Annotated in this window: 25 protein-coding genes and 1 pseudogene; 19 read left to right on the top strand and 7 right to left on the bottom strand. The window is 72.1% G+C overall.

The window, feature by feature from the left end; all coding sequences use genetic code 11:
- Window positions 1-162 precede the first annotated feature (162 nt).
- Entirely contained in the window at window positions 163-1,026 is an 864-nt protein-coding gene (locus AB0G63_RS31820) for a phosphatidylinositol-specific phospholipase C/glycerophosphodiester phosphodiesterase family protein (RefSeq protein WP_360757371.1), read from the top strand.
- A 100-nt stretch (window positions 1,027-1,126) separates the two neighbouring features.
- Complete coding sequence (locus tag AB0G63_RS31815) at window positions 1,127-1,321, top strand: hypothetical protein (RefSeq protein WP_360757368.1); 195 nt, start codon at window positions 1,127-1,129, stop codon at window positions 1,319-1,321.
- Between the two features lie 3 nt (window positions 1,322-1,324).
- On the opposite strand, the gene AB0G63_RS31810 is transcribed toward AB0G63_RS31815, so the two are convergent.
- Window positions 1,325-2,521: a phosphodiester glycosidase family protein gene (locus tag AB0G63_RS31810; RefSeq protein ID WP_360757425.1), complete on the bottom strand. Its 1,197-nt coding sequence runs from the start codon at window positions 2,519-2,521 to the stop codon at window positions 1,325-1,327.
- Window positions 2,522-2,649: 128 nt separating this feature from the next.
- Entirely contained in the window at window positions 2,650-3,009 is a 360-nt protein-coding gene (locus AB0G63_RS31805; RefSeq protein ID WP_360757366.1) for a DUF779 domain-containing protein, read from the bottom strand.
- A 137-nt stretch (window positions 3,010-3,146) separates the two neighbouring features.
- Between AB0G63_RS31805 and AB0G63_RS31800 the strand changes: the two genes are divergently transcribed.
- The 6 genes and pseudogenes from AB0G63_RS31800 to AB0G63_RS31775 all read left to right on the top strand — a co-directional run.
- On the top strand, window positions 3,147-4,460 hold the full coding sequence (locus AB0G63_RS31800) for a phosphodiester glycosidase family protein (protein WP_360757364.1): 1,314 nt from the start codon (window positions 3,147-3,149) through the stop codon (window positions 4,458-4,460).
- A 132-nt stretch (window positions 4,461-4,592) separates the two neighbouring features.
- The gene (locus tag AB0G63_RS31795; RefSeq protein WP_360757362.1) at window positions 4,593-7,967 is read left to right on the top strand and encodes a pyruvate carboxylase; all 3,375 of its coding nucleotides are present in this window, start codon (window positions 4,593-4,595) and stop codon (window positions 7,965-7,967) included.
- Window positions 7,968-8,120: 153 nt separating this feature from the next.
- Entirely contained in the window at window positions 8,121-8,399 is a 279-nt protein-coding gene (locus AB0G63_RS31790; RefSeq protein WP_324784955.1) for a metal-sensitive transcriptional regulator, read from the top strand.
- Window positions 8,400-8,485: 86 nt separating this feature from the next.
- Window positions 8,486-8,977: a DUF1360 domain-containing protein gene (locus AB0G63_RS31785; RefSeq protein WP_360757359.1), complete on the top strand. Its 492-nt coding sequence runs from the start codon at window positions 8,486-8,488 to the stop codon at window positions 8,975-8,977.
- Window positions 8,978-9,112: 135 nt separating this feature from the next.
- Window positions 9,113-9,679, top strand: coding sequence for a hemerythrin domain-containing protein (locus AB0G63_RS31780; RefSeq protein WP_360757356.1), 567 nt, complete (start codon window positions 9,113-9,115; stop codon window positions 9,677-9,679).
- Between the two features lie 11 nt (window positions 9,680-9,690).
- A pseudogene (locus tag AB0G63_RS31775) lies at window positions 9,691-10,094 on the top strand (MFS transporter); the annotation flags it as partial.
- 138 nt (window positions 10,095-10,232) lie between these two features.
- Here AB0G63_RS31775 and AB0G63_RS31770 read toward each other — a convergent pair.
- Both AB0G63_RS31770 and AB0G63_RS31765 read right to left on the bottom strand, forming a co-directional pair.
- Complete coding sequence (locus AB0G63_RS31770; RefSeq protein ID WP_360757353.1) at window positions 10,233-10,781, bottom strand: hypothetical protein; 549 nt, start codon at window positions 10,779-10,781, stop codon at window positions 10,233-10,235.
- Between the two features lie 172 nt (window positions 10,782-10,953).
- Window positions 10,954-11,490 (bottom strand): hypothetical protein, encoded by a 537-nt coding sequence (locus tag AB0G63_RS31765; RefSeq protein ID WP_360757351.1) that lies wholly within the window; start codon window positions 11,488-11,490, stop codon window positions 10,954-10,956.
- Between the two features lie 241 nt (window positions 11,491-11,731).
- On the opposite strand from AB0G63_RS31765, the gene ctaD reads away from it, so the two are divergent.
- Window positions 11,732-13,429 (top strand): cytochrome c oxidase subunit I, encoded by a 1,698-nt coding sequence (ctaD, locus tag AB0G63_RS31760; RefSeq protein WP_360757348.1) that lies wholly within the window; start codon window positions 11,732-11,734, stop codon window positions 13,427-13,429.
- Between the two features lie 67 nt (window positions 13,430-13,496).
- Here the strand turns inward: ctaD and AB0G63_RS31755 are convergent, their stop codons facing one another.
- On the bottom strand, window positions 13,497-13,934 hold the full coding sequence (locus tag AB0G63_RS31755) for a lasso peptide biosynthesis B2 protein (protein ID WP_360757346.1): 438 nt from the start codon (window positions 13,932-13,934) through the stop codon (window positions 13,497-13,499).
- A 148-nt stretch (window positions 13,935-14,082) separates the two neighbouring features.
- On the opposite strand from AB0G63_RS31755, the gene AB0G63_RS31750 reads away from it, so the two are divergent.
- Both AB0G63_RS31750 and AB0G63_RS31745 read left to right on the top strand, forming a co-directional pair.
- Complete coding sequence (locus AB0G63_RS31750) at window positions 14,083-14,535, top strand: multicopper oxidase domain-containing protein (RefSeq protein ID WP_360757343.1); 453 nt, start codon at window positions 14,083-14,085, stop codon at window positions 14,533-14,535.
- Window positions 14,532-14,903 (top strand): hypothetical protein, encoded by a 372-nt coding sequence (locus AB0G63_RS31745; RefSeq protein WP_360757341.1) that lies wholly within the window; start codon window positions 14,532-14,534, stop codon window positions 14,901-14,903. The genes AB0G63_RS31750 and AB0G63_RS31745 overlap by 4 nt, the downstream gene beginning before the upstream one ends.
- Before the next feature lie 36 nt (window positions 14,904-14,939).
- Here the strand turns inward: AB0G63_RS31745 and AB0G63_RS31740 are convergent, their stop codons facing one another.
- A complete protein-coding gene (locus tag AB0G63_RS31740) occupies window positions 14,940-15,884 on the bottom strand; it encodes a LysR family transcriptional regulator (RefSeq protein WP_360757338.1) in 945 nt (314 codons plus the stop codon).
- A gap of 77 nt (window positions 15,885-15,961) precedes the next feature.
- Complete coding sequence (locus AB0G63_RS31735) at window positions 15,962-17,215, bottom strand: ROK family transcriptional regulator (protein ID WP_360757335.1); 1,254 nt, start codon at window positions 17,213-17,215, stop codon at window positions 15,962-15,964.
- A 364-nt stretch (window positions 17,216-17,579) separates the two neighbouring features.
- Here AB0G63_RS31735 and AB0G63_RS31730 point away from each other — a divergent pair, with 364 nt between their 5' ends.
- The 8 genes from AB0G63_RS31730 (at window position 17,580) to AB0G63_RS31695 (ending at window position 24,440) form a co-directional block, all read left to right on the top strand.
- Window positions 17,580-18,878, top strand: a complete 1,299-nt coding sequence (locus AB0G63_RS31730) for an ABC transporter substrate-binding protein (protein ID WP_360757332.1) — start codon at window positions 17,580-17,582, stop codon at window positions 18,876-18,878.
- 76 nt (window positions 18,879-18,954) lie between these two features.
- On the top strand, window positions 18,955-19,881 hold the full coding sequence (locus AB0G63_RS31725) for a sugar ABC transporter permease (protein ID WP_360757329.1): 927 nt from the start codon (window positions 18,955-18,957) through the stop codon (window positions 19,879-19,881).
- Window positions 19,882-19,895: 14 nt separating this feature from the next.
- On the top strand, window positions 19,896-20,738 hold the full coding sequence (locus AB0G63_RS31720) for a carbohydrate ABC transporter permease (RefSeq protein ID WP_360757326.1): 843 nt from the start codon (window positions 19,896-19,898) through the stop codon (window positions 20,736-20,738).
- Window positions 20,739-20,747: 9 nt separating this feature from the next.
- Window positions 20,748-21,137 (top strand): DUF6379 domain-containing protein, encoded by a 390-nt coding sequence (locus AB0G63_RS31715; RefSeq protein ID WP_360757324.1) that lies wholly within the window; start codon window positions 20,748-20,750, stop codon window positions 21,135-21,137.
- Window positions 21,134-22,228, top strand: a complete 1,095-nt coding sequence (locus AB0G63_RS31710; protein WP_360757322.1) for a sugar phosphate isomerase/epimerase — start codon at window positions 21,134-21,136, stop codon at window positions 22,226-22,228. The genes AB0G63_RS31715 and AB0G63_RS31710 overlap by 4 nt, the downstream gene beginning before the upstream one ends.
- Window positions 22,228-22,626 carry a DUF6379 domain-containing protein gene (locus AB0G63_RS31705; RefSeq protein ID WP_360757319.1) on the top strand — a complete coding sequence of 133 codons (399 nt, stop codon included), beginning with the start codon at window positions 22,228-22,230 and terminating at the stop codon, window positions 22,624-22,626. Before AB0G63_RS31710 ends, AB0G63_RS31705 begins: the two co-directional genes overlap by 1 nt.
- Before the next feature lie 9 nt (window positions 22,627-22,635).
- Window positions 22,636-23,661 (top strand): TIM barrel protein, encoded by a 1,026-nt coding sequence (locus tag AB0G63_RS31700; protein WP_360757317.1) that lies wholly within the window; start codon window positions 22,636-22,638, stop codon window positions 23,659-23,661.
- A 2-nt stretch (window positions 23,662-23,663) separates the two neighbouring features.
- The gene (locus AB0G63_RS31695) at window positions 23,664-24,440 is read left to right on the top strand and encodes a TIM barrel protein (protein ID WP_360757314.1); all 777 of its coding nucleotides are present in this window, start codon (window positions 23,664-23,666) and stop codon (window positions 24,438-24,440) included.
- Window positions 24,441-24,967: the final 527 nt, after the last annotated feature.

Raw genomic sequence — 24,967 nt, 5'->3', positions numbered from 1 at the left:
GAGCCCGCCCGGACCAGGGCGGGCTCGTTCGCGAGCCCGGACACCGGGGCGGCGGTGAACACACGGCGGCACTCCGGCCAACTCCTCTGCGCGGCAGGCCCTTTGCGGGCTCGGGCAGCTCATACTCCTTGAGGTTCCCCCGGCCCTCAAAGGGAGGCAGAGATGGCCCTCACCACCCGTCGCAGAGCCCTCACCACCTTCGGCGCCGCCCTCGCGGGCACCGTCGCCCTGCCCGCGGCAGACGCACTCGCCGGCGAACGCGGGCGCGGACCGCGCCCGTTGTGGCGCGCCCACGCCCACAACGACTACGAACACCCGCGCCCCCTCCTCGACGCCCTCGACCACCGCTTCGGCAGCGTCGAGGCCGACATCTACCTGGTCGGCGACCAACTCCTCGTCGCCCACGACCCGGTCGACCTCGACCCCGCCCGCACTCTCGAATCCCTCTACCTCGACCCGCTGGCCGCCCGGGTCAGGGCCAACCACGGTTCCGTCCACCGGGGTCACCACAAGCCGCTGCAACTGCTCATCGACATCAAGACCGAGGGCTCGTCGACCTACCTCGAACTCGACCGCCACCTCCGGCGCTACCCGCACCTGTTCACCGCCTGCGCCCATGGCCGGGTCCGGCCCGGACCGGTCACGGCCGTCGTCTCCGGCGACCGCGCGGCCCGCGTCCCCATGGCGGCGCAGACCGTGCGCCACGCCTTCTACGACGGCCGGCTCACCGACCTCGGCAGCTCCGCGCCCGCCTCCTTCATCCCGTTGATCAGCGACAACTGGACCCTGAACTTCAGCTGGCTCGGCGTGGGCGCCTTCCCGGACGCCGAGCGGGCCAGGCTGCGGGGCATCGTCCAGCAGGCCCACGCGCGCGGCCGGCAGGTGCGGTTCTGGGCCACGCCGGACGCGGCGGGACCGGCCCGCGACGCGCTGTGGGCGGAACTGCTCGCCGCCGGCGTCGACTACCTCAACACGGACGACCTGGCCGGCCTGGAGGCGTTCCTGGACGCCCACGAAGCCGCGTAACCACACGTTCGGGGGACAGGTCAGCCGCCCGAAGCGCCCCTCCGCTGCGCCACACTTGCGGCCGAACGCCGCGAAACGGGCGTGGCGGAGGAGGTTGACGATGGTGATTTCCATCTCTGTGGTGCTGCTGCTCCTGATCCTGGCGGTGATCTTCGTGCGCAGCGGCGGACTGAAGTTCTCGCACGCCCTGGTGTGCGGGCTGCTCGGCTTCTACCTGGCGAGCTCCAGCATCGCGCCCACCATCCACAGCGGCTTCACCGCGACGGCGGACATCGTCGGCAGCCTTCGGCCGTGACGTTCACGGCGTGCTGAACACCCCGATGCCGTTCGGGACCGGGCGCTCCGCGCCCCCCGACGGATGGTTGCGGACCGTCGCGGAGTCCGCGCCCGGCCCGCGGGTGACCAGGGTCGTTGACCCGCCGCCGTCGAGGCTGAAGGCGTCCAGCGATCCCAACGCCCGCATCGCACGCGCCACTTCGGCGATCGTCAGGCCGGTGCGGTACTCCGGGGAGCCGTCCAGCGCCAACAGCAGCAGACGGCGTCCGCCGTCCGCGGCGCCGACGGCGGTGCGCACGGCCGAGGCCGCGTCGTCGAGTCCCGGCAGAAGCCGTCCGTCCTTCAGGACCGGATAGCCGCCGATCGCGAAACGGTAGGGCGTGCCCGCGGCGGCCGCCACCAGCCGGTGCGACACCGTCACCGGCTCGCCCTCGGAGAACTTCCGCAGCCGCTGCGCGCCCGCCTCCCGGCCGACGAGCACCGTGGTCCCGGCGGCGATGGCGCCCCCGCCCGGGGTGTCGGACCGTTCCACCACGCGCCCGTGACGGATCGTCACCTCGTAGGTGTCCGTGCTGCACGGCGCCGCCCGGTCGGTGTCCGTGCCGCACGTGGCGCGCACCCGGGAGGCGCTGCCCCAGTCGGAGGTGAAGGCCCCGATCGACCCCACCGGCAGCGCGTACTGGTTGAGCCCGCCGAGCGGCACACTCCCCTCCGGAGTACGGACCGAACCATCCAGCGACAGGCGGTCGAGGCGGGCCCGGCGGTCGGCGTCCACGCCGAACACGTCCCGCGTGGTGGTCCCCGGCGGCAGCGCCGGGCCGAAGCGCTGCCCGGCCGGCACCGCGGCCTTCAGCGCCCGCCCGTCCGCGACCGCCGGCCCGACGGTCGCGCCCGTCGCCTCGACGCCCGGATGCTGGGACTCGGAGATGTCGAAGAAGTCCCCGTTGACACCCGCGACGGCGCCCTGGGCGTCCGCCAGCGCGGACACCGCGGCCCGCGCGGCCACCGCCCGCGGATACAACAGGCCGACCCGCACGTGCTCGTCGCTCAGGTCCACGGTCAGCACATGGGCGCGGGCGGTGCCCTTGGCGCCCTGGAGGTCCACCTCCTCGTACGTGACACCCGGCGCGAGAACCGTGGCGCGCTGCGCTGCGCCGGCCTGCGGCGCCCCCGTGAGGGCGGCCCCGGCCAGCGCGCCGAGCGCCGTCAGGAACGCCAGTACCGCTCTGCCGGATCCGTATGCCGCCCAATGCCTCTGACGTAACGTCACCCTTGCCCCCTGAGGTCTCGTCGTCTGTCCAGCACTTCCGGTGAAGTGCAGCAGACGGCGACGGCTCGCGGGGGCGGTCAGGCGTCGACAACGCGTGAACGGGTGAGAAAACGCACCCCCTCGGGTGCTTCCAGCGAGAATCCGCTGCCCCGTCCCTCGACGACGTCCACGATCAGCCGGGTGTGGCTCCACACCTCGTACTGACTGCGCGACATCCAGAACGTCACCGGCTCCGCCACGCCGTCGACCTGGAGTTCCGCCAGCAGCACGTCCGAGCCGCCGGTGCGGAACTCGCCCTCCGGGTAGCACATCGGCGCGCTGCCGTCGCAACAGCCGCCGGACTGGTGGAACATCAGCGGACCGTGCACCGCGCGCAGCCGCCGCACCAGGTCGGCGGCCGCGGGCGTCAACTCGACGCGGGGGATCTCCTCATACATGAACCCAGCGCAGCACACCCGACGTTGCGACAGGGTTGCGCGCCGCGGACCAGGCTCCCGGGTGTTCCCGCACCCGTCGCCGGTGGCTCGAAAGGCGCCGTGGCGAGGGTTCGCACCGGGCGGCCACGCTGACGGGCATGACTGCCGACTCCTTGCGCGGAAAAGGCTCCGGAGGAAAAGGCTCCGGACACGTACTCCTGCGCGCGGCCGCCGTCACGGCCGCCGCCCTGCTGACCCTCGTGCTCGCCCCGGCCGCGCACGCCACGGCCACCGGCGTCCCGGGCGGTGAGGCGGCGCTGCCGCTCGGCGACGCCGACCTGGTGGAGACCCGCTCCACCGAGACCCTGGCCGACGGCGTCACGCTCACCCGGATCGTCCGGGGCACCGAGCCTGCCCCGGCGGACCGGATCAACACCACCACGCGCGGCCCGTGGCGGGTGAACGTCCTCACCGTGGACCCGCACCGCACCCGCGGGCACCTGGAGGCCACCTACGGGCCGGACCTGGCCGGCGTCGAGAAGACGACCGACCTGGTGAGCTCTTCCGGCGCCCTCGCCGGGGTCAACGCCTCCTTCTTCACGTTCACGGCGAACCGCCAGTACCCCGGCGACCCGGTGGGGCTCGGGCTGTACGGCGGACGTCTCCTCAGCGAGCCGGCCGGCGACCCGGCCGAGGCGGACTTCGTCGTGGACGCCCGCAGCGGCAGGGTCCTCATGGGCCACCTGGGCTGGACCGGCAGCGTGCGCAACCGGAGTACCGGCGCCGTGCTGCCGCTGGAGTACGTGAACCACCCGCCGGTGGTGCCGGTGGCCTGCGCCGGTCTCGGCGACCCGACGCGGTGCGCCGTCCCCGGCGATGTCGTCGAGTTCACCCCCGAGTTCGCCGCCGCCACCCCGTCCGGAGCGGGCGTGGAGGTGGTCCTCGACCGGCGCGGCTGTGTGGTGCGCACGTCGGCGCAGCGGGGCACGGAGCTGATGTCCGGGCAGACCTCGCTGCAGGCCACCGGCCGGGACGCGGCGGCCCTGCTGCGGGCGGCGGACGGCGGATGCCTGCGGACCACGTCCCTGCTGACCGACGAGGAGGGCGAGGAACTGCCCCTGCGGTCCGGCCTGTCCGGCGTCAACGGCCGCTACCGCCTCACCCGGGACGGCCGCGTCGTCGTCCCGGCGGGCACCGGCAGCTTCTTCGACCGCAACCCCCGCACGATCGCCGGCACGACGAAGGACGGCAGGATCGTGCTCGCCACCATCGACGGCCGCATGACCACCAGCGTCGGCACCACGATGGACGAGACCGCCGCCGTCGCCCGGGCGCTGGGATTGCGGGACGCGGTCAACCTCGACGGCGGCGGCTCCACGGCGATGTCGGTCCGCGGACAGCTGGTCAACCGGCCGAGCGGGACGGCCGAGCGGGCCGTCGGCGACGCCCTGGTCTTCCTCGACCGCCCCTGACGCCGCGGCTGAGCGACGCCCCGCGAGGGGGCTGGCGGGCCCGCACGACGACAGAGTGACTTGGCTCACATGGCGTGTCGGCGGTGCCCCCGCGACGATGGTGCAGTCACTGGCAGGCTGAAGGGAGCGGCGATGTTCCGCAAGGTACTGGTCGCCAACCGCGGTGAGATCGCGATCAGGGCATTCCGGGCGGGTTACGAGCTGGGAGCCCGGACCGTCGCCGTCTTCCCGCACGAGGACCGCAACTCGCTGCACCGGCTCAAGGCCGACGAGGCCTACGAGATCGGCCAGCCCGGGCACCCGGTGCGGGCCTACCTCTCCGTCGAGGAGATCGTCCGCGCCGCGCGGCGGGCGGGAGCGGACGCGGTGTACCCGGGGTACGGGTTCCTGTCCGAGAACCCCGAGCTGGCGCGCGCCTGCGAGGAGGCCGGCATCACCTTCGTCGGCCCCAGCGCCGGCACCCTCGAGCTGACCGGCAACAAGGCCCGCGCGGTGGCCGCCGCCCGCGCGGCCGGCGTCCCCGTGCTCGGCTCCTCCGCGCCCTCCACGGACGTGGACGAACTGGTCCGCGCCGCCGAGGAGATCGGCTTCCCCGTCTTCGTCAAGGCGGTCGCGGGCGGCGGCGGCCGCGGCATGCGGCGGGTGACGGAGCCCGCGCAGCTGCGCGAGTCGATCGAGGCCGCGTCCCGGGAGGCGGCGTCCGCGTTCGGCGACCCCACCGTCTTCCTGGAGAAGGCCGTCGTCGACCCCCGCCACATCGAGGTGCAGATCCTCGCCGACGGCGAGGGCAACGTCATCCACCTCTTCGAGCGCGACTGCTCGCTCCAGCGCCGGCACCAGAAGGTGATCGAGCTGGCGCCCGCGCCCAACCTGGACCCGGAGCTGCGGGACCGCATCTGCGCCGACGCGGTCCGCTTCGCCCGCGAGATCGGCTACCGCAACGCGGGCACCGTGGAGTTCCTGCTGGACCGTGACGGCAACCACGTCTTCATCGAGATGAACCCGCGCATCCAGGTCGAGCACACGGTCACCGAGGAGGTCACCGACGTCGACCTGGTCCAGGCCCAGCTGCGCATCGCCTCCGGCGAGACGCTCGCCGACCTCGGCCTCTCCCAGGACACGGTGAAGCTGCACGGAGCGGCCCTGCAGTGCCGTATCACCACCGAGGACCCCGCCAACGGCTTCCGCCCGGACACCGGCCGGATCAGCGCCTACCGCTCGCCCGGCGGCTCCGGCATCCGGCTGGACGGCGGCACCACGCACGCCGGCACGGAGATCAGCGCCCACTTCGACTCGATGCTGGTCAAGCTCACCTGCCGGGGACGCGACTTCCGGGCCGCGATCGGCCGGGCCCGGCGCGCCGTGGCGGAGTTCCGCATCCGGGGCGTGGCCACCAACGTCCCGTTCCTGCAGGCGGTCCTCGACGACCCGGACTTCCAGGCCGGCCGGGTGACGACGTCGTTCATCGAGGAGCGCCCGCACCTGCTGACCGCGCGCTCCTCGGCCGACCGCGGCACCAAGCTGCTCACCTACCTCGCCGACGTCACCGTGAACCGGCCGCACGGCGAGCGGCCCGACCTGATCGACCCGGTCACCAAGCTGCCCCCGCTGCCCGCCGGTGAGCCGCCCGCGGGCTCCAGGCAGCGGCTCGTCGAACTCGGCCCCGAGGGCTTCGCCCGCCGGCTGCGCGAATCGCCGACCATCGGCATCACCGACACCACCTTCCGCGACGCCCACCAGTCGCTGCTCGCCACCCGGGTGCGCACCAAGGACCTGCTCGCCGTCGCGCCCGTCGTCGCGCGGACCCTGCCCGAGCTGCTGTCCCTGGAGTGCTGGGGCGGCGCCACCTACGACGTCGCCCTGCGCTTCCTCGCCGAGGACCCGTGGGAGCGGCTGGCCGCGCTGCGTGAGGCCGTGCCCAACATCTGCCTCCAGATGCTGCTGCGCGGGCGCAACACCGTCGGCTACACCCCGTACCCGACCGAGGTGACGGACGCCTTCGTCGAGGAGGCCGCCGCCACCGGCATCGACATCTTCCGGATCTTCGACGCGCTCAACGACGTCGGCCAGATGCGCCCCGCCATCGACGCCGTACGGGCCACCGGCACGGCGGTCGCCGAGGTCGCCCTCTGCTACACCTCCGACCTGTCCGACCCGAACGAGCGCCTGTACACCCTCGACTACTACCTGCGCCTGGCCGAGCAGATCGTCGAGGCGGGCGCCCACGTCCTGGCGGTGAAGGACATGGCGGGCCTGCTGCGCGCGCCGGCCGCCGCGAAGCTCGTCTCCGCGCTGCGCCGCGAGTTCGACCTGCCGGTGCACCTGCACACCCACGACACCGCGGGCGGCCAGCTCGCCACCTACCTCGCCGCGGTCCAGGCCGGGGCCGACGCGGTCGACGGGGCGGTGGCCTCCATGGCGGGCACCACCTCGCAGCCCTCGCTGTCGGCGATCGTCGCCGCGACCGACCACTCCGAGCGGCCCACCGGGCTCGACCTGCAGGCCGTCGGCGACCTGGAGCCGTACTGGGAGAGCGTCCGCAGGATCTACGCCCCGTTCGAGGCGGGCCTCGCTTCTCCGACCGGGCGCGTCTACCACCACGAGATCCCCGGCGGCCAGCTCTCCAACCTGCGCACCCAGGCCGTCGCCCTCGGCCTCGGCGACCGCTTCGAGGAGATCGAGGCGATGTACGCCGCCGCCGACCGCATCCTCGGCCACCTGGTCAAGGTCACCCCGTCGTCCAAGGTGGTCGGCGACCTCGCCCTGCACCTCGTCGGCGCGGACGTGACGCCGGAGGACTTCGAGGCGGAGCCGAACCGGTTCGACATCCCCGACTCCGTGATCGGCTTCCTGCGCGGCGAGCTGGGCACCCCGCCCGGCGGCTGGCCGGAGCCCTTCCGCACCAAGGCGCTGCAGGGCCGCGCCGAGGCCAGGCCGGTGCGGGAGCTGACGGCGGACGACCGCACGGGCCTGGCCAAGGACCGGCGCGCCACGCTCAACCGGCTGCTGTTCCCCGGCCCGACCCGCGACTTCGAGACCCACCGGCAGGCCTTCGGCGACACCAGCGTCCTCGACAGCAAGGACTTCTTCTACGGGCTGCGCCCGGGCAAGGAGTACGCGGTCGACCTCGAGCCCGGTGTGCGGCTGCTCATCGAGCTGGAGGCGGTCGGCGAGGCCGACGAGCGCGGCATGCGCACGGTGATGTCCACGCTCAACGGCCAGCTGCGCCCCATCCAGGTCCGCGACCAGGCGGCGGCCTCCGACGTGCCGGTGACGGAGAAGGCCGACCGCGGCAACCCCGGCCATGTCGCCGCTCCGTTCGCCGGTGTGGTGACCCTCGCGGTCGCCGAGGGCGACGAGGTGGCGGCCGGGGCGACCGTCGCCACCATCGAGGCGATGAAGATGGAGGCCGCGATCACCGCGCCCAAGGCCGGCACGGTCGCCCGCCTGGCCATCAACCGCATCCAGCAGGTGGAGGGCGGTGACCTGCTCGTCGAGCTGGCCTGATCCCGTACGCCACGACGAGCGGGCGGGTGACAATCGGTCCGGGCGGCGTCAGGCCGCCCGGCCGCTGTCGCCGCCGTCACGGGAACAGAATGCTTCCGGGGCGTGTTGCCCCAGCGGGTAAGATACCCGCGGGGGTATATACGAGGAGGAAGTGTGCAACTCGACATGTCGGCCGACGAGCTGAAGTCGGCGCTCAACCGGCTGCGGCGCGCCCAGGGCCAGCTCGCCGGCGTCATCCGGATGATCGAGGAGGGCCGGGACTGCGAGGACGTGGTCACCCAGCTCGCGGCGGTCTCCCGGGCCCTGGACCGGGCCGGGTTCTCGATCATCGCGACCGGGCTGGAACAGTGCATGACCAGCGAGGACCCCGAGGTGCGGGACTCCGTCCAGATGCGCGCCCGCCTGGAGAAGCTCTTCCTGTCCCTGGCCTGACCCCGCCTGCGGCGCAGGTGTGGCCGTCACCGCGCGGGGGAACCCGGGGCCGGCACACCGGACGGGCAGTGTTCCAGGGAGGCCCCATGACGACGGACGCCGCGCGCTACGACGACGAGTCCGACGAGCCGCTGGCGGGCTACGCCGTGCTCAGTGGCGTCTTCGCGACGGGCCTCGCGGCGTTCGCCGCGGTGGCGCGGCGCCGCGGCGTACGGCTGCCGCAGCAGGTGCCGCCTTGGGACGTGGCCCTGCTGGGAGCGGCGACGTACAAGGCGTCCAGGCTGCTGTCCAACGACAAGGTCACCAGCTTCGTGCGGGCGCCGTTCACCCGCCGCACGGGCGAGGGCGCAGGCCCCGAGGTCATGGACGAACCGCGCGGAGGCGGCGTACGCCGCGCCGTCGGCGACCTGGTGTCGTGCCCCTTCTGCACCTCGGTCTGGCTGGCCGGCGCCCTGGTCTGCGGCTACACCGCCGCGCCCCGCGCCACACGGCTGGTCTGCGCCGGCCTCGGCGCGGTCACCGTCTCGGACTGGCTGCAGTACGCCTGGACGTGGACCCAGCGGACCGCGGAGGAGTGACGGCGCGTCCCTGGGTCACGTCCCCGGACCCGGGGACGCGCCGCGGACGGGGCGGTGTGGCCGTGCCGACGCGGGGCACCCGGGGCCGAGGCGGGTCCGGCCGGACCCGCCGTCCGCAGGCAGGAGGTGGTGGACATGGGTCATGGTGGGAACGTCATCGACGAGCTGATGACCGATCATCGTGAGGTCGAGGAGATCTTCGGCCGCATCGAGGCGCTGCCACTCGGTGCGAAGGACCGCAAGACCTACGCCGAGCAGGCCACGATGGAGCTGGTCCGGCACTCGGTGGCGGAGGAGGCCTACCTCTACCCCGCAGTCCGCAAGCACGTCGACGGCGGCGACGCGCTGGCCGACCGGGAACTGCAGGATCACGCCCGGGCCGAGCAGATCATGAAGGACCTGGAGAGCCGCGAGCCGGGCGACCCCGAGTTCGACCGGCTCATCGGGACGCTGATGACCGAGATCCGCGAGCACGTCGCGGACGAGGAGCGGAACCTCTTCCCCCGGCTGCGTGCCTCGTGCTCCGCCGAAGCGCTGGACGAGATCGGCGACAAGGTCCGGCAGGCGAAGAAGACGGCCCCGACCCGTCCCCACCCGTCCGCTCCGGACAAGCCGCCGGCCAACAAGCTCCTGGCGCCGGGCGCCGGACTGGTCGACCGGCTGCGCGACGCGCTGACCGGCCGCGGCAAGACGGACGACTGACGACCGGGGCGGGCGCCCTGGCCGCGGCAGGCGGGCTGCTGCGACTGGCGGCGGGACTGCCGCCGTCACCGGCCGTGCTGCTGGTGCTGGTCCTGCCCATGGCCGGGGTGGAGTCCGTCTCGGACACCGCGGGGACGGCCGTCCTGCCGACCGACCCGCCCGCCCACCTGCGCGGTCGCGTCCTCGGCGTGTGGAACGGCGTCGGCACGGTGTGGAGCCTCGGCGGCCCGCCCGTCCTGGGCCTGCTGATGGAACTCGCGGGACCGCGCGAGCCCTGGTGACCGGTGGCCTGCTCGTCGCCGGCGCGATCGGTGCGGGCCTGCCGGCCCGGTCCCGCCGCGCCCTACAGCCGGCGCCGCTCGCGCCGGAGCCCGCCGACCCGGCGGCCCGGGAGGCGCTGCGCACGGCGGCCTGACCGCCCGCCGCCGCCCGTTCCCGGGCGGCGATGTCTCACCCGTCTCGCCCGTCTTGTCTCGCCAGTCTCACCCATCTCGCCAGTCTCATCGGTCTCGCCATTCTCACGGTCTCGCCCGCCTCGCCGGTCCCGTCCCTCTCAGGCGATGAGTGCCTGGTCCGGTCCGAGCCGGTCCAGGAGCGGGGCGCGGTGGAGGCCGGCCACGGGGGCGAGCAGGTCGGGGTGGCGCAGCAGCGCTGCTGCCCGGCGGTCGCGCTCGTCCGGCCGGACCAGGCGCCGGAACTCCACCGGCACGCCCGCCGCGTGCTCGCCGTCGGCCAGCCCGGCCACCGCCGCCGCGGCGAGCGCCGGATCGGTGAGCAGGCAGGCCGCCCAGCTCGCCACGACCTCGTCCACCCAGCTGCGCCAGGCCGAGTCCTCCGCGTCCTGAACGTCCTCAGCGTCCTGCGCGTCCTGGCCGACGTCCGAACCGATGACCCAGTCGAGCCGGGCCGAGCCGCCCGGGCCCGTCATGCCGAGCAGCGCGGCGTCCATCGCCGTCGGATAGCGCAGCCATGCCGCCACGGTGACCGCCTGACGAGCCTGCACCTCGCACAGGGCGGAGGCCAGCGCCCCGCCGGACGCCGGATAGGCACTGATCAGCCATTGCGTGGTCGCGGCGATGACGGGGGAGAGGTCTGCGAGCACAGCGGGCCGTCCGAACTGCTTCCAGGGGGAACGGGGGACTGCTGAAACGGTAGCTCTCGGCGCCCGCCCCGGGACATGCCCGAGCCGCCGCCACCGACGTGGGCTCGGCCACACCCGCCCCCGAAGGGGTCACACCCGCCCCCGAAGGGGCCACACCCGCACCGAAGGGGCCTCACTGCTCCCGGAAGGCCGTGACGACCTGCCGGCGGCGCAGTTCCTCCAGCGCGTCCCGCTGGCGGCGGGCCCGTTCCAGCAGGCCGTCCAGGAGGTCCGCGTCGAGCCGCTCCTCCCCGCCGTCGGCGAGCTCGCGCAGCGCCCGCCACGCGGCCACCTTGCCCTCGACCCCGAGCCGCAGCGCCTCCACCTCCACCAGCGGGGTCAGCGGAGAACGGCGTACGAGGCGGCCGTTGGCCTTGAACCGGCCCGCCCGCTCGGCCGCCCGCCCCGCGTACACCTTGTACTGCCGTACCGGGATGCCGAGCCGCCGCATGATGTCCAGCAGGGCCGCCCGGTCCTCGGCGAGGTCGGCGGCCAGCGGCTCCAGCGCGGCGGCGAGGGCCGAACCGCGGTACGACCGCACCATGTGCCGGGCCCGCCCGGCGCCTGCGGTGGCGGCCGCCAGGTGGTCGTTGAGGTAGATGCCCAGAAGAGGCGAGACGCCACCCGGCGACGAGCCCTGGTGGCCGGTGACGGGGAGCAGCCGGTTCATCATCTCGGTCCTTCGATCGCCTCGTCGCCGTCCGCGCGGCCCGGCGACGGCAGCGATCGAGTACCCGTTCGCAGGGGCCGTACAGCTCAATCGCTCAGTCGATCAGGGCGTGGCGTCGAAAAACGCGAATGGATTCCCTTGTCCTGGTAACGCAATGCCCGACACCCCGAGGGATTCGGTGGGCGCTCGATTACCGGTCGCAGCCGAACCTTCCGTGGACAGACGGATCCCGAGGTAGCTGATGGCGACACACACCGAACCGGTCGCACCCGTCCCGGCGGCGAAACCCCGCGGCAAGGCCCGGATGACCGTCACCTGGCTGACCACGACCGACCACAAGAAGGTCGGGCATCTGTATCTGATCACCTCGTTCTGCTTCTTCCTGGTCGGCGGGGCGCTGGCCATGGTGATGCGGGCGGAGCTGGCCCGGCCGGGGATGCAGCTGATGTCCACCGAGCAGTACAACCAGGCGTTCACCATGCACGGCACGATCATGCTGCTGCTCTTCGCGACCCCGACGTTCGCGGGGTTCGCCAACGAGATCATGCCGCTGCAGATCGGCTCCCCGGACGTCGCCTTCCCGCGGCTGAACATGCTCTCGTACTGGCTGTTCCTCTTCGGCGGCCTGATCGTCCTCGGCAGCTTCCTCACCCCGCAGGGCGCCGCCGACTTCGGCTGGACCGCCTACACCCCCCTCAGCGGACCCGTCCGCAGCGCCTACGTCGGCGGGGACCTGTGGATCATGGGCCTGGCGCTGGCCGGGTTCGGCACGATCCTCGGCTCGGTCAACTTCGTCACCACGATCATCTGCCTGCGCGCCCCCGGCATGACCATGTTCCGCATGCCGATCTTCACCTGGAACGTGCTGCTCACCTCGGTGCTGGTGCTGCTCGCCTTCCCCGTGCTGGCCGCCTCCCTGCTCGTGCTGGAGGCCGACCGGCGCTTCGGCGCGCGCGTCTTCGAGGCCGCCAACGGCGGGGCGCTGCTGTGGCAGCACCTGTTCTGGTTCTTCGGCCACCCCGAGGTGTACATTCTCGCGCTGCCGTTCTTCGGCGTGATCAGCGAGATCATCCCGGTGTTCTCCCGCAAGCCGGTCTTCGGCTACATCGGCCTGATCGGCGCCACCATCTCCATCGCGGGCCTGTCCATGACCGTGTGGGCCCACCACATGTTCGCCACCGGGGCGGTGCTGCTGCCGTTCTTCTCCTTCTTGAGCTACCTCATCGCCGTACCCACCGGCGTGAAGTTCTTCAACTGGATCGGCACCATGTGGAAGGGGTCGGTGTCGTTCGAACCGCCGATGCTGTGGGCGCTCGGCTTCCTCGTCACCTTCCTCTTCGGCGGACTGACCGGTGTCATCCTGGCCTCCCCGCCCATGGACTGGCAGGTCACGGATACCTACTTCGTGGTCGCGCACTTCCACTACGTCCTGTTCGGCACGATCGTCTTCGCGATGTTCGGCGGGTTCAGCTTCTGGTGGCCCAAGATGACCGGGAAGATGCTCGACGCGCGACTGGAGCGGATCCAGTTCTGGACGCTGTTCGTCGGCTTCCACACCACCTTCCTCGTCCAGCACTGGCTGGGCACCTCGGGCATGCCCCGCCGCTACGCCGACTACCTGGCCGCCGACGGCTTCACCGCCCTCAACACCATCTCCTCCATCGGCGCCTTCCTGCTGGGGCTGTCCACCCTGCCGTTCCTCTACAACGTGTGGAAGACCGCCCGGCACGGCGAGCGGATCGAGGTCGACGATCCCTGGGGCTTCGGGCGTTCCCTCGAATGGGCCACCTCCTGCCCGCCCCCGCGCCACAACTTCACCACCCTGCCGCGCGTCCGCTCCGAGTCCCCGGCCTTCGACCTGCACCACCCGGAGACGGCACGGTACGACGCGAAGGAGGACACCGGACGACGCGACGCCCTGGACGCCCCGGGGCACTGAACCCGACTCCCGGCGGACCTGTCCGCGCCGGGCGTGGCCCGCTCGCCGTGCGGGACCGCCGTGCCCGTCACCGGTCCGTCGGCCGTGGCGGCGGCCCGACGGCCATCAGCCGTGCGAAGCAGCCCTCCGGCATGCCCTCGCCGACGGGAGCGCCGTCCGCCTCGATCCAGGCGTGCGCGGTGAAGGGCGGGACGACCCGCACGCCGGTGCACCAGGTCGGCCACGTCCCGCCGAGCCGGCACAGCAGCGCGGCCCCGAGAGAACGCGGCAGGCACCTCTTCGGTCCGGCGCAGCGCAGGCCGGCGGCGCACATCGCGTCCCCCGCGCTGCGGGCCTGCTCGGCGGTGGCGGGCGCGGCGCCGCGCCGCAGGACGGCGCGGACGGCGCGGACGGCGCGGACGGCGCGGACGGCGCGGACGGCGCGGATGCGCCGGGGTGACAGCAGGACGATGACGACCGCGGGGAGCAGCACGAGGCGGGCGGTCAGACGGCGTGTCAGGGGCACGCCGGTTGGCCCGTTCGAGGGCGCTGGGCGTGGTCGTGAGGCGAGCCCCGAGCCGCGGAGCCGCCGCACGAGCTCCTCGACGTCCGCAGGGCCTGCGCCCGGTCGACGTCGAACTCCTCGACGAGCGCGGCAGCCGCGTCCGCGCCCCATGGCCGGACCGCCCGCCGGTTTCACCGGCCGCGACGCCCGGCTGCTTCCCGCCCGGGGTGCCGGGCACACGGTGCACCGCGAGACCCGCACCGTGCGGGACCTCGTACGAGAGGTGGCGCGTGGTGTCAGGCAGAAGCTGTGGACCTTCGACGGGACCGCCCCCGGCCCCGTGCTGCGCGGCCGCGTCGGCGACACCTTCGAGATCACACTGGTGAACCGGGGGACCACCGGCCACTCGGTGGACTTCCACGCCGGAGCCCTGGCGCCCGACCGGCCGATGCGCACCATCCAGCCCGGCCGGTCGCTGACGTACCGGTTCACCGCCACCCGCAGCGGGATCTGGATGTACCACTGCTCCACGATGCCCATGTCGCTGCACATCGCCGACGGCATGTACGGGGCCGTCGTCATCGATCCCCCGGACTTCCGCACGTCGACCGGGAGTACGTGATCGTCCAGTCGGAGCTGTACCTCGGCGCGCAGGGCGGGACGGCCGACCCGGAGAAACTGTCGGCCGGGCGGCCCGACTCCGTCGTCTTCAACGGCTACGCCAACCAGTACACCCGCGACCGGCCGACCGCTCGCGTCGGCGAGCGGGTCCGGGTGTGGGTGCTGGACGCGGGGCCCGACCGGGCCGGCGCGTTCCACGTCGTCGGCGGCCAGTTCGACACCGTCTACCAGGGGGCGCCTACCGGCTCCGCCCGGACGACCCCGGACACGGCGGTGCGCAGATCCTCGACCCGGCCCCGGGATGGGGAGGGTTCGTCGAGCTCTCCTTCCCGCAGGCGGGCGACTACCCGTTCGTCTCGCACCTCATGAGCGAGGCCGAGCGGGGAGCCCGCGGGGTCTTCAGGGTCACGGCCCGGTGATGCGCGGGGGGCCACCCGGCTCCCCGCGCACCTGCTCGGCGGCCCGTAGCACCAGGCCGCGGAAGAAGACGTGCTCGGCGTCGCCGTGGTGGACCGGGTGCCACCACATGGCGTCGACCAGCGGGCCTACGCCGAAGGGGCAGGGGAGCGCGCGGATGCCCGCGTCGGCCGGGAGCCGGCGTACCAGCCGCTCCTGGAGCAGCGCTATCCGGCGCGTCCCGGCGACGAGGTCGGGGACGGCCAGGAAGCTCTCCGTCACGACCTGCACCCGCGGTTCGATCCCGAGGATGCGCATCTGCCGGGCGGCAGAGGTGGAGGACGTCAGCCCGTGATAGGTCGCGACCCACGGCAGGGCTTCGAGCTGTTCGACCGTGAGGGTGTCGCCGACGTCGGGATTGTCGGCGGAGGCGACGACGACCCACGTGTCGGTGAGCACGTCCGCGTGCGGAAGGTCGGTGACGAATCCGTGCGGGACCACCATCAGGTCGGCGGTGAGCAGGGTCTGCTCGGCCTGGTCGACGGCTTGGGTGGTGGAGTGGACGAGCCGCAGCCGGGCGTTGGGCGCTTCCCGGCCGAGCAGTTCGGCGACGGGGTTGCCGAGGACGACGCACGCGTAGTCGCTGAGGATGACGCTGAACTCTCGCGTGGTCTCCTTCGCGTCGAAGGCCAGCCGCGCGGAGAACACCCGCTCGGCGTCGTCGAGGGCGAGCCGTACCCAGGGCTTGAGCTGTTCGGCCAGGGGGGTCAGACGGTATTCGTTGCCGACCCGGGTGAGCAGTTCGTCGCCGAAATGCCTGCGGAGCTGGGACAGGGAGGCCGACAGCGACGGCTGGCTCAGGCCGAGCTGCTGGGCGGCCCTGGTGACGCTGCGCTGGTCGAGCAGCGCGGCCAGGGACACCAGCAGGTTGAGGTTCATGTTCGCGAGCCGCACCGCTCCCGCCTCTCAGTGACGCCGATACGGAACACTTTCCGGCAATTCCCGCGAGATGTCGCGTGTGCCGGCGTGTGTCAGACCGTCGTACCGGCCAGGTCCGGGTGTCCGACCGGGGTCGAGTACGGGAGCCACTGTTCGAGCCGGGGCGGGGCGAACAGTTCGTCCAGAGTCAGGTGCACGGCCCCGGAGAGGCCCGCGTGCAGGCTGGACGATGGCTCGATGCGCAGTGTCCGGGTGGCCAGCGGCAGCGAGCGGCGGTAGACGGTCTCGCGGATGGCGGCCAGCACGTAGTCGCCGGCGCTCACCACTCCGCCGCCGAGGACGACGAGCGCCGGATTGTAGAAGCTGACGAGCGTGGCGAGCGTGGTCCCGACCAGGCGTCCGGCGCGGGCCAGCAGGGCGCGGGCCGCGGCGTCGCCGTTCGCGGCGGCCCGCGCGATGTCCGCCGAGGTGAGCGTGCCCGTCGTCGAAAGTGTCTCCAGCATGGCCTGGCTGCCGCCGTTCTTGGCCAGCCGGCGGCCTTCCCGGACGAGTGCCGCCCCGCCCGCGACCGCCTCCAGGCATCCGTCGTTGCCGCAGCGGCAGGTGACGTTCTCGGCTTCCGCGACCAGGACGTGCCCGATGTCCCCCGCGCAGCCGTTGGCCCCGCGGTGCAGGCGGCCGCCGGACACCAGCCCGGCGCCGATCCCGGTGCCGATCTTCACGTACAGCAGGTCGGTGGTCTCGTCGGCGGCGGGGTTGCCGCGCAGCTCGCCGAGCGCGAGCAGGTTGACGTCGTTGTCGACCCAGGTCGGGGCGTTGTAGCGGCGGGAGAACCGCTCACGGATCCGGTACCCGTCCCAGCCCGGCATGATCGGAGGGGCCACCGGGAGGCCGGTGCTGAACTCGACGGGGCCCGGGACGCCGATGCCGACGCCCCAGACGGGCTGACCCTCGCCGGCCCTGGCCAGCATCCCGTCGACGACCTCCTCGACCCGGGTGAGGACCACCTCGGGGCCGTCGGCGATGTCGATGGGCTCGGCCGCGCTCTCCAGGATGCGGCCCGACAGGTCGGCCAGGCCGAGCTCCATACCGGTCGCGCCGATGGCCACGCCGATGACCAGGCCCGCTTCGGTGCGCAGGCGGAGCAGGCGGGGAGCGCGGCCGCCACTGGAGGGCCCCACTCCCGCGCGGGTCACGAGTCCCGCCGACTCCAGCTCCGCGATGCGTGCCGCGATGACGCTGCGGCCGAGGCCGACCTGCTGGGTGAGCAGGGGCTGCGTCATGCCGTCACTGCCGCGGATCGCCGCCAGGACGGCGGCGAGGCTGTCGATTCGCCCAGAGGGCACGTCCCCTCCTTCATCGACCCGTCCTGTCCGGCGCGGGCTTCATTTCTCCGTTGCCCGGCAAAAGTACCACCCATTCCGGATCAACCGCATGGCCGATCGGAGGAAGCCGGGGGGATGGGCTCCGCTCAGCCCCGGCTCCCCGGGAAGCGGCGCCGCGGAGGGTCTCCCGGCCGTCTTCCAAGGGTTCCCGGCGAGCAGTGAAGCGTAAACCGCCTGCGATGCGAATAGACCGATCCTATGACCACTATCAGCAAACTTTTGTTGATGAGCGGCGGAAGCTCTGTAACACTCGCGACACACAGTCAGTGAACCCGGCGGGCTCCCGCTCCTCCGGTCGCCCCCTGGCCACGTCGAAAGGCTCCCCATGACGTTCTCGATCGCCCGGCGCCGCCGCAGCGCCACGGCCGTGGCGCTGCCTCTGGCCGCCGGACTCCTTCTGACCGCCTGCGGAAGCGGGGGCGGCACCTCGGCCAACGGCGAGGAGCCCAAGACCATCACGCTGTCCTACGCGAGCGCCAACACAGGGGAGAAGGCGTTCGAGACCCTCGCCAAGGACTACATGGCCGCGCACCCCGGGGTCCACATCAAGACCAACCGGATCGCGCTGAACACCTACAACCAGACCCTGACGACGCAGATGCAGGCCGGGAACGGCCCGGACGTCATGTACGTGAACGCCGGTACCGGACAGGCCGGCTCGGTGGGCCAGCTCGGCAAGGCCGGCCTCCTGCTGGAGCTCGACTCCAGCCTGAAGAGCGTCCTGCCCGAGGGGACGGAGGAGCTCTACTCGGCCGGCGGAAAGTTCCTGGGGGTCCCGGTCTCCCTGGCCGTCAGCGGGATCGTCTACAACAACGACCTGGCCGAGAAGAGCGGCGTCACCATCACGCCCGCCTCCACCCTCCAGGACGTGCTGTCGCAGTGCGCCAAGGCCAAGAAGTCGGGCAAGTCGGTCTTCGGCCTGGCGGGTTCCATATCGCAGAACACCGGCCTGCTGACGATGGCGATCGCCTCGTCCACGGTGTACGGCCCGAACCCGAACTGGAACCAGGACCGTGCCGCGGGCAAGACCTCGTTCGCGAAGACCGAGGGCTGGCGCGAGGCCCTGCAGGCGGTCGTCGACCTGAAGAAGGCCGGCTGCTTCCAGGACGGCGCGGCCGGGGCCGGCTTCGACGCCCTCACCAACGGCGCCAGCCAGGGCAAGCTCTTCGGCTTCTTCGCGCCGAGCGGAGCGACCAAGGACATCATGGACGCGGCCCACGGCGCGGTGAAGCTGACCGCCCTGCCGTTCCCGGCGCCCAAGGGCACGAAAACCTACCCGGCGCTGACCGCGAACATCGGTCTGGCGGGGAACGCCAAGACGAAGAGCCCGAAGCTCGTCCAGAGCTTCATCGAGTTCGCCGTCTCCCCGGCCGAGGCGAAGAAGTTCGCCGACGCGCAGGGCAGCATCCCGGTCGGGAAGAGCATCTCGCCGTCCGACCTGCTGCCGCAGTACCAGCCGATCGCGGACATGCTCAAGAACAAGCAGTACCGCCCGTACGGAATCGACGCCTGGCCGAACGGCCAGATCTACGACGCCCTCGGCAGCGGCGTCACCGGCCTGCTCACCGGCCAGAAGTCGATCGGCGACGTGCTCAAGGCGGCCGACGCCGCCTGGACCAGCTGAAGCTGACCGCTGCGCGGGACGGGTCAGGCCCGTCCCGCGCACCGGCCGGACCGTGAACAGGACGAGGAACGGCAGAATGACGACGACGGAGAGCCGCGCCGCCGCGGCCGTGAAGGTGAAGACCACGGCGGCTGAACCACGCCCGTTCCGCATGGGCTTCGGCTACTGGTGGTGGGCGCTGCCTGCCATGCTGCTCATGCTGGCCTTCATCTACGCGACGACCGCGAGCGGTGCCTTCTACGCCTTCACCGACTGGTCGGGAATCGGTTCCTTCCATTTCGTCGGCCTGAAGAACTTCTCCAAGATCTTCCAGACCGAGGAACTCACCGGAGCGCTCGTCAACACGTTGCTCCTGGCGTTCGGCTTCCTGTTCTTCAGCAACGTGGTGGGGCTGCTGTTCGCACTGGCCCTCAACCGCGGCCTGAAGAGCCGGTTCGTGCTGCGGACCCTGCTGTTCATGCCCGTGGTGATCGCGCCGGTCGCGGTCTCGTACATCTGGAAGTTCATCTTCGCGTACGACGGCCCGCTGAACGACACGCTGCAGGCGGTCGGGCTGAAGAGCTGGCGGCACGACTGGCTGGCCGAGCCGAAGCTCGCGCTCGCGGCCGTCCTCATCGTCATGGTCTGGCAGAGCATCGGCTTCACGATGGTGATCTACCTGGCCGGGCTGGCGGGCGTGCCCGAGGAACTGGAGGAGGCCGCCGCCCTGGACGGGGCGGGCCCGCTGCGGCGGTTCCGGTCGGTGACGCTGCCGATCATCCAGCCGTCCGTCGCCATCGCGACGACGCTGTCGCTCATCCAGGGCCTGCGGATCTTCGACCAGGTGCTCGCGCTGACCGGTGGCGGCCCGTCGGGGGCCACGCAGACCCTGGCGACCGAGGTGTACCAGCACACGTTCGTCTTCGGCAACTTCGGTTTCGGTGCGGCCCTGGCCCTGATGCTGAGCGTCCTCATCCTCATCTTCACCGCCGTCCAGCAGTTCCTCACCCGCGACCGTCTCTAGACAGGACTCGAGCCGTGTTCCGTTATACGAAGAAGACGCTGGTCCTCGAGATCGCCACGCTCCTGGCGACGCTCGCGATGCTGATGCCCTTCTACTTCCTGATCTCCACCTCGCTGAAGACCCAGAGCCAGGTGCTCGACACGTCGGCGCTGTCCTTCCCGACGAGCCCGACCTTCGAGAACTTCACCACACTGCTGTCGCCGTCCGGCGACGCCTCGTCGAGCATCTTCCAGGGGCTGTTCAGCAGCGTCCTCATCACGGCGGGGACCATCGTCGCCCTCATCGTGATCGGCGCGCCGGCGGCGTACGTCTTCGCACGGAGCACCAGCCGCTGGAGCACCTACACCTTCTACCTCTTCACGATCGCGATTCTGCTGCCGACCCAGCTCGGTGTCGTGCCGCTGTACGTCGAGGCCCGCAATTTCGGGCTCGTGGGCACGCCGTTCGGCATGGTCGTGATCTACACGGGGATGCTGATCCCGCTCGCCGTCTTCCTCTACAGCGGGTTCGTCAGGCGGCTGCCGCGCGACTACGAAGAGGCCGCGACGGTCGACGGGGCGTCCCGGACCAGGGTGTTCGTGCAGGTCGTGTTCCCGCTGCTCGCCCCGGCGACGGGCACCGTCGCCATCCTGGCGGGGCTCATCGTGTGGAACGACTTCTTCACCGCGCTGATCTTCCTGAACGGCTCGGGATACCAGACGCTGCCGGTGGTCATGTACAACTACGTCGGCTCGCTGGTCTCGCAGTGGAACCTGATCTTCGCGGTCGTGATCATCTCCATGATCCCCATTCTCGTCTTCTACTTCTTCGCCCAGAAGAAGTTCATCCAGGGCTACGCAGGCGGACTGAAAGGCTGACCCCCCCGCATGATGTCCGAACAGATCATCGAACCCGGAACTCTGGCGTTCCACGGGGACCGGGTACGCGTCTCCGTCCGCATGCCCTGGTACCGGGCGCTGCCCCTGTCGTCGGTCGCCGGCGTCGGCTGGACCGTGGACGGGGCCGAGGTCCCGCACGAGTCGATCACCTGGACCGTGGACGGCCGCACGTACCGGCTCGACGAACTGCCCGCCCGCCACGACCTGTGGTGGTACGTCCTCGACTCCGCGGAGATCGAGGGCGCGCTGCCGGCCCTCGCGGACCGGGACGAGCACGAGGTGAGCGTGACGCTGAGCCTCTACATCCCCTACATCACGACCGACCTCGGGGTCCTCAGGATCGAGGAGAGCGACACCAAGACGATGGCGGAGGCATGAGCACTCTCGGAACGCCCGTCCAGGGCGTCACGCTGTACAGCTTCACCCGCGCCTTCCACGGGCGCCGTCACTCCTTCGAGGAACTGGTCCGGGAGGTCGCCCGGCGCGGCCTCGGGCCGGGCCTGGAACTCGTCGGCTTCCAGAGCATCAAGGGCTTCCCGGACGTCGCCCCGGCGTTCGTGGACCGCTTCCGGGCGCTGACCGACGAGACGGGCCTGGTGCCGACGTGTCTCAGCGCGAACGCGGACTCGGGGCTGCGCCGCGACCGGATGCTCACCGACGACGAACTCGTCGACTACATGCGCCCCCAGATCGCCGTAGCCCGTGAACTGGGCTTCCCCGTCGTGCGCGTGCAGATCTCGCTCACCCCCGACGACATGGAGCGCCTGCTCCCGGTGGCCGAGCGGTACGGCGTGCGGCTCGGCCTGGAGATCCACTCCCACCAGCACCCCCGCCACCCCCGCATCCAGGCACTGCTGGAACGCTACGAGAAGCTCGGCTCCCCGCTGCTCGGCTTCGTGCCCGACTGGGGCGCGTCGCTGCGGGCGGTGCCGTCCACGCTGCTGCGCAAGTACCGCGCGGCCGGATACCCCGAGGACCTGGTGCAGGGGCTCGAACGGCTGTGGCACGAGCACCACGCCGAGGGCCCGCCGATGACCGAGCCCCAGCACGGGCGCTGGTTCCGGCAGGTCATGGAGCTGGCGCACCGCCACGGCGCCGGCGAGCGGGCCATCGAGATGGCCGTCAACATCACCGGACTGTTCGGCCACGCCCCCGCCTCCGACTGGGCCGACGTGCTGCCCTGGACCGTCCACACCCACGGCAAGTTCTACGAGATCGACGCCGACGGCGACGAACCCTCCGTGCCCGTGCGGGAGTTGGTGGACCTCTGGGTCAACAGCGGCTACTCCGGGGCGATCTCCAGCGAGTGGGAGGGCTTCCACTGGAACGACTGGGACGACCCCTTCGACGTCGTCGCCGGTGAGCAGGCCCTGGTCCGTGCGAGCGCCGAAGCGGCCGGCTCGCGCGTCATCGTCGATCCGGCCGAGGCCCGCGTCCTGGTGGGCCGGCCGGCAGAGAGGAACAACTGATGGCCACCGATGACACCGTCCTGACCGACGACAGTCTCACCCGGCGCCCCGACGGCCTGGCCGTCGCCCTGAAGGTCCCCTGGTACCGCAGCCTGTGGCTGTCCAGCGTCAGCTCCATCGACGTGACGCTGGACGGCGAGCGCGTCCCCCGCGACGAACTCCGGGTCGAACTGGGCGGGCGGACCTACCGGGTGGACGAGCTGCCGGACCAGTGGGACACGCTCTGGTTCATCCAGGACCGTCTTCAGGTCGTGGTCCCGCGCGACGAGCCGCCGGGCGAGGGAAGCGAGGTCGAGGTCGAGGTGGCCGTCGAGCTGCGGCTGCCGTACATGCAGATCGCCCCCCAGAAGTACGTGACCAACCACGCGACCAACCGCCGCACGCTGACCGCGCGCTGAGAGGCCCCGATGACCACCCTCACCTCCCCCATCAAGCTCGGCCTCACGCTCTACTCGCTGACCAGCGAGTGGGCCGCGGGCCGCTACGACCTGCGCGGCCTGCTCGACGTGGTCGCCGAAGCCGGCATCGGGCCCGGCATCGAGATCGTCGCCTCGCAGACGGTCCGCACCTACCCGCACGTCACCGAGGAGTTCGTCCGCGACTGGCACGACGCCTTCGACCGGCACGGCTTCACCCCCAGCTCGTTCGGCGCCAACCTCGACATGGGCCGCCGCCGCGACCGCGACATGACTCTCGACGAGGAGTACGAGTTCACGGCCGCCCAGTTCCGCAGCGCGCGGGCGCTGGGCTTCCCGCTGGTGCGCATCCAGAGCGCCAAGCCGGAGCTCATCCGCCGGCTGATGCCACTGGCCGAGGAACTCGACCTGACGCTCGGCTGGGAGATCCACGCCCCGCTCGGCCCCAACTCGCCGCAGGTCATGCGGATCCGCGAGCTGTACGACGAGATCGGCTCGCCGCGCCTGGGCTTCGTCGCCGACTTCAGCTCGACGATGCACTCGATGTCCCCGACGCTGCTGCGCGCGCTCACGAAGAAGGGCCTCGCCCCCGAGGACCTGACACGGCTTCAGGAGATCTGGGCCAAGGACTCCGGCATCGACGAACGGCACGCCGAGTTCGTCGACCACCTGCGCTCGCGCGGCATCGCGCCGGAGAGCCTCGGCTCGTTCGCCCGGCTCGCGTTCAACATGCACGGACACGTCGACCCGCGCGAATGGTCCGACATCATGCCGCAGATCGTGCACGTCCACGCCAAGTTCTACGACATCGACGAGGACGGCGACGAGCCCGCCATCGACTACCCGGCCATCGTCCGCGAGTTCGTGGCCGGCGGCTACACGGGCTTCTTCTCCAGCGAGTGGGAGGGCCACGCCTTCGCCGACCTGGACGAGGCCGACCCCGTCGATCTCGTACGCAAGCAGCACGACCTCATCCGCCGCTCCGTCGCGGACGCCCTCACCGAAAGCCGGGCCTGACCATGTACCAGCTGGCACCCAACATCGAACTGCTCTTCACCGAGGCGGGCCCGGACGCCGCCGACCGCGTGCGGGCTGCGGCCGCCGCGGGCTTCGACGCCGTCGAGATGTGGGGCACCTCAGACAAGGACGTCGCCTCGCTCGCCGGCGCCCTCCAGGAGACCGGGGTCAGCCTGACCTCCCTCCTCGCCGAGCCGCGGACCAACTTCACGCTGCCGGGAACCGACCTGGGGCCGTTCTTCACCGGCCTGGACCGGGCCGTCGAGAACGCCGGGCTGCTCGGCTGCCCGCGCGTCGTCCTCGGCTCGGGCATCGGCTTCCCCGGCGCGAAGCGCCCCCAGAACCTGGCCCGGCTCGTCGAGGTGTTCACCGAGGCCGTCGAGCGGACGCGCGGCTCGGGCGTGAGGCTCGTGCTCGAACCGGTCAACACGCGCGTCGACCACCCGGGCGCGCTGCTCGACCGCACCGCCGACGCCGTCCTGGTCGCGCGCGAGGTCGGCTCCGACTCCTTCGGCCTCCTGTACGACCTCTACCACTCGATCACCGAGGGGGAGGACCCCGCGGCGGAACTGGCGAACGCGGCCGGCCTCGTCGACTACGTGCAGATCGCCGACGCCCCCGGACGCGGCGAGCCGGGCAGCGGCGCGATCGACTGGGCCGAGCGCCTGTCGGTGCTCCGCGCCTCGGGGTACGACGGTCCGATCGGCCTGGAGTACTTCCCGACCACCCCGTCGGTGGAGTCCCTGGCGCACATCAAGGCCGTGGCACGCGACGCGTAGCCGCTGAAACCCGGGCCCGTCGGCCACCCGCCCCCGGGTGGCCGATGGGCCCTTCGGCGCTCCACGGCGCATGCCCGGCACCTGTGCGCACGTACCGCGCCCACCCGCGGCGGAGCCGACGAGAACAGCACGGCCCGCGAAGGACCGGCCGGGCACGCGTGGTCCCTGACAGCCACCGCGTGCCCGGCCTCTTCCCTGCCCCGCACCGGCGCTCTCGGGTGGGGGACGGCTCGCCGCGCCAGCGCGGCCCGCGGAGGACCGGCCGGGCACGCGTGGTACCTGACAGCCACCGCGTGCCCGGCCTCTTGCCTGCCCCGCACCAGCGCTCTCGGGTGGGGGACGGCTCGCCGCGGGACATCCGGACCTGGACGGGAGCCGGAGCCCTGCCGGCCGGCAGCGGCGTGCGGCGCCCCGGCTACCGCCGGGCGGACGAGGAGCCGTCCGGCCGGTGCGGTCCGCGACCGGACGTCGGTCGCGGCAACGCCGAAGCCGCCGGCTGCGAACCGTCCTGATCCCGAGGAAGCAGC

Source organism: Streptomyces sp. NPDC020996 (assembly GCF_040641355.1).
GTDB lineage: Bacteria > Actinomycetota > Actinomycetes > Streptomycetales > Streptomycetaceae > Streptomyces.
The sequence above is the reverse complement of the archived record's forward strand: the minus strand, read 5'-3'. Positions and strand labels throughout refer to the sequence as shown.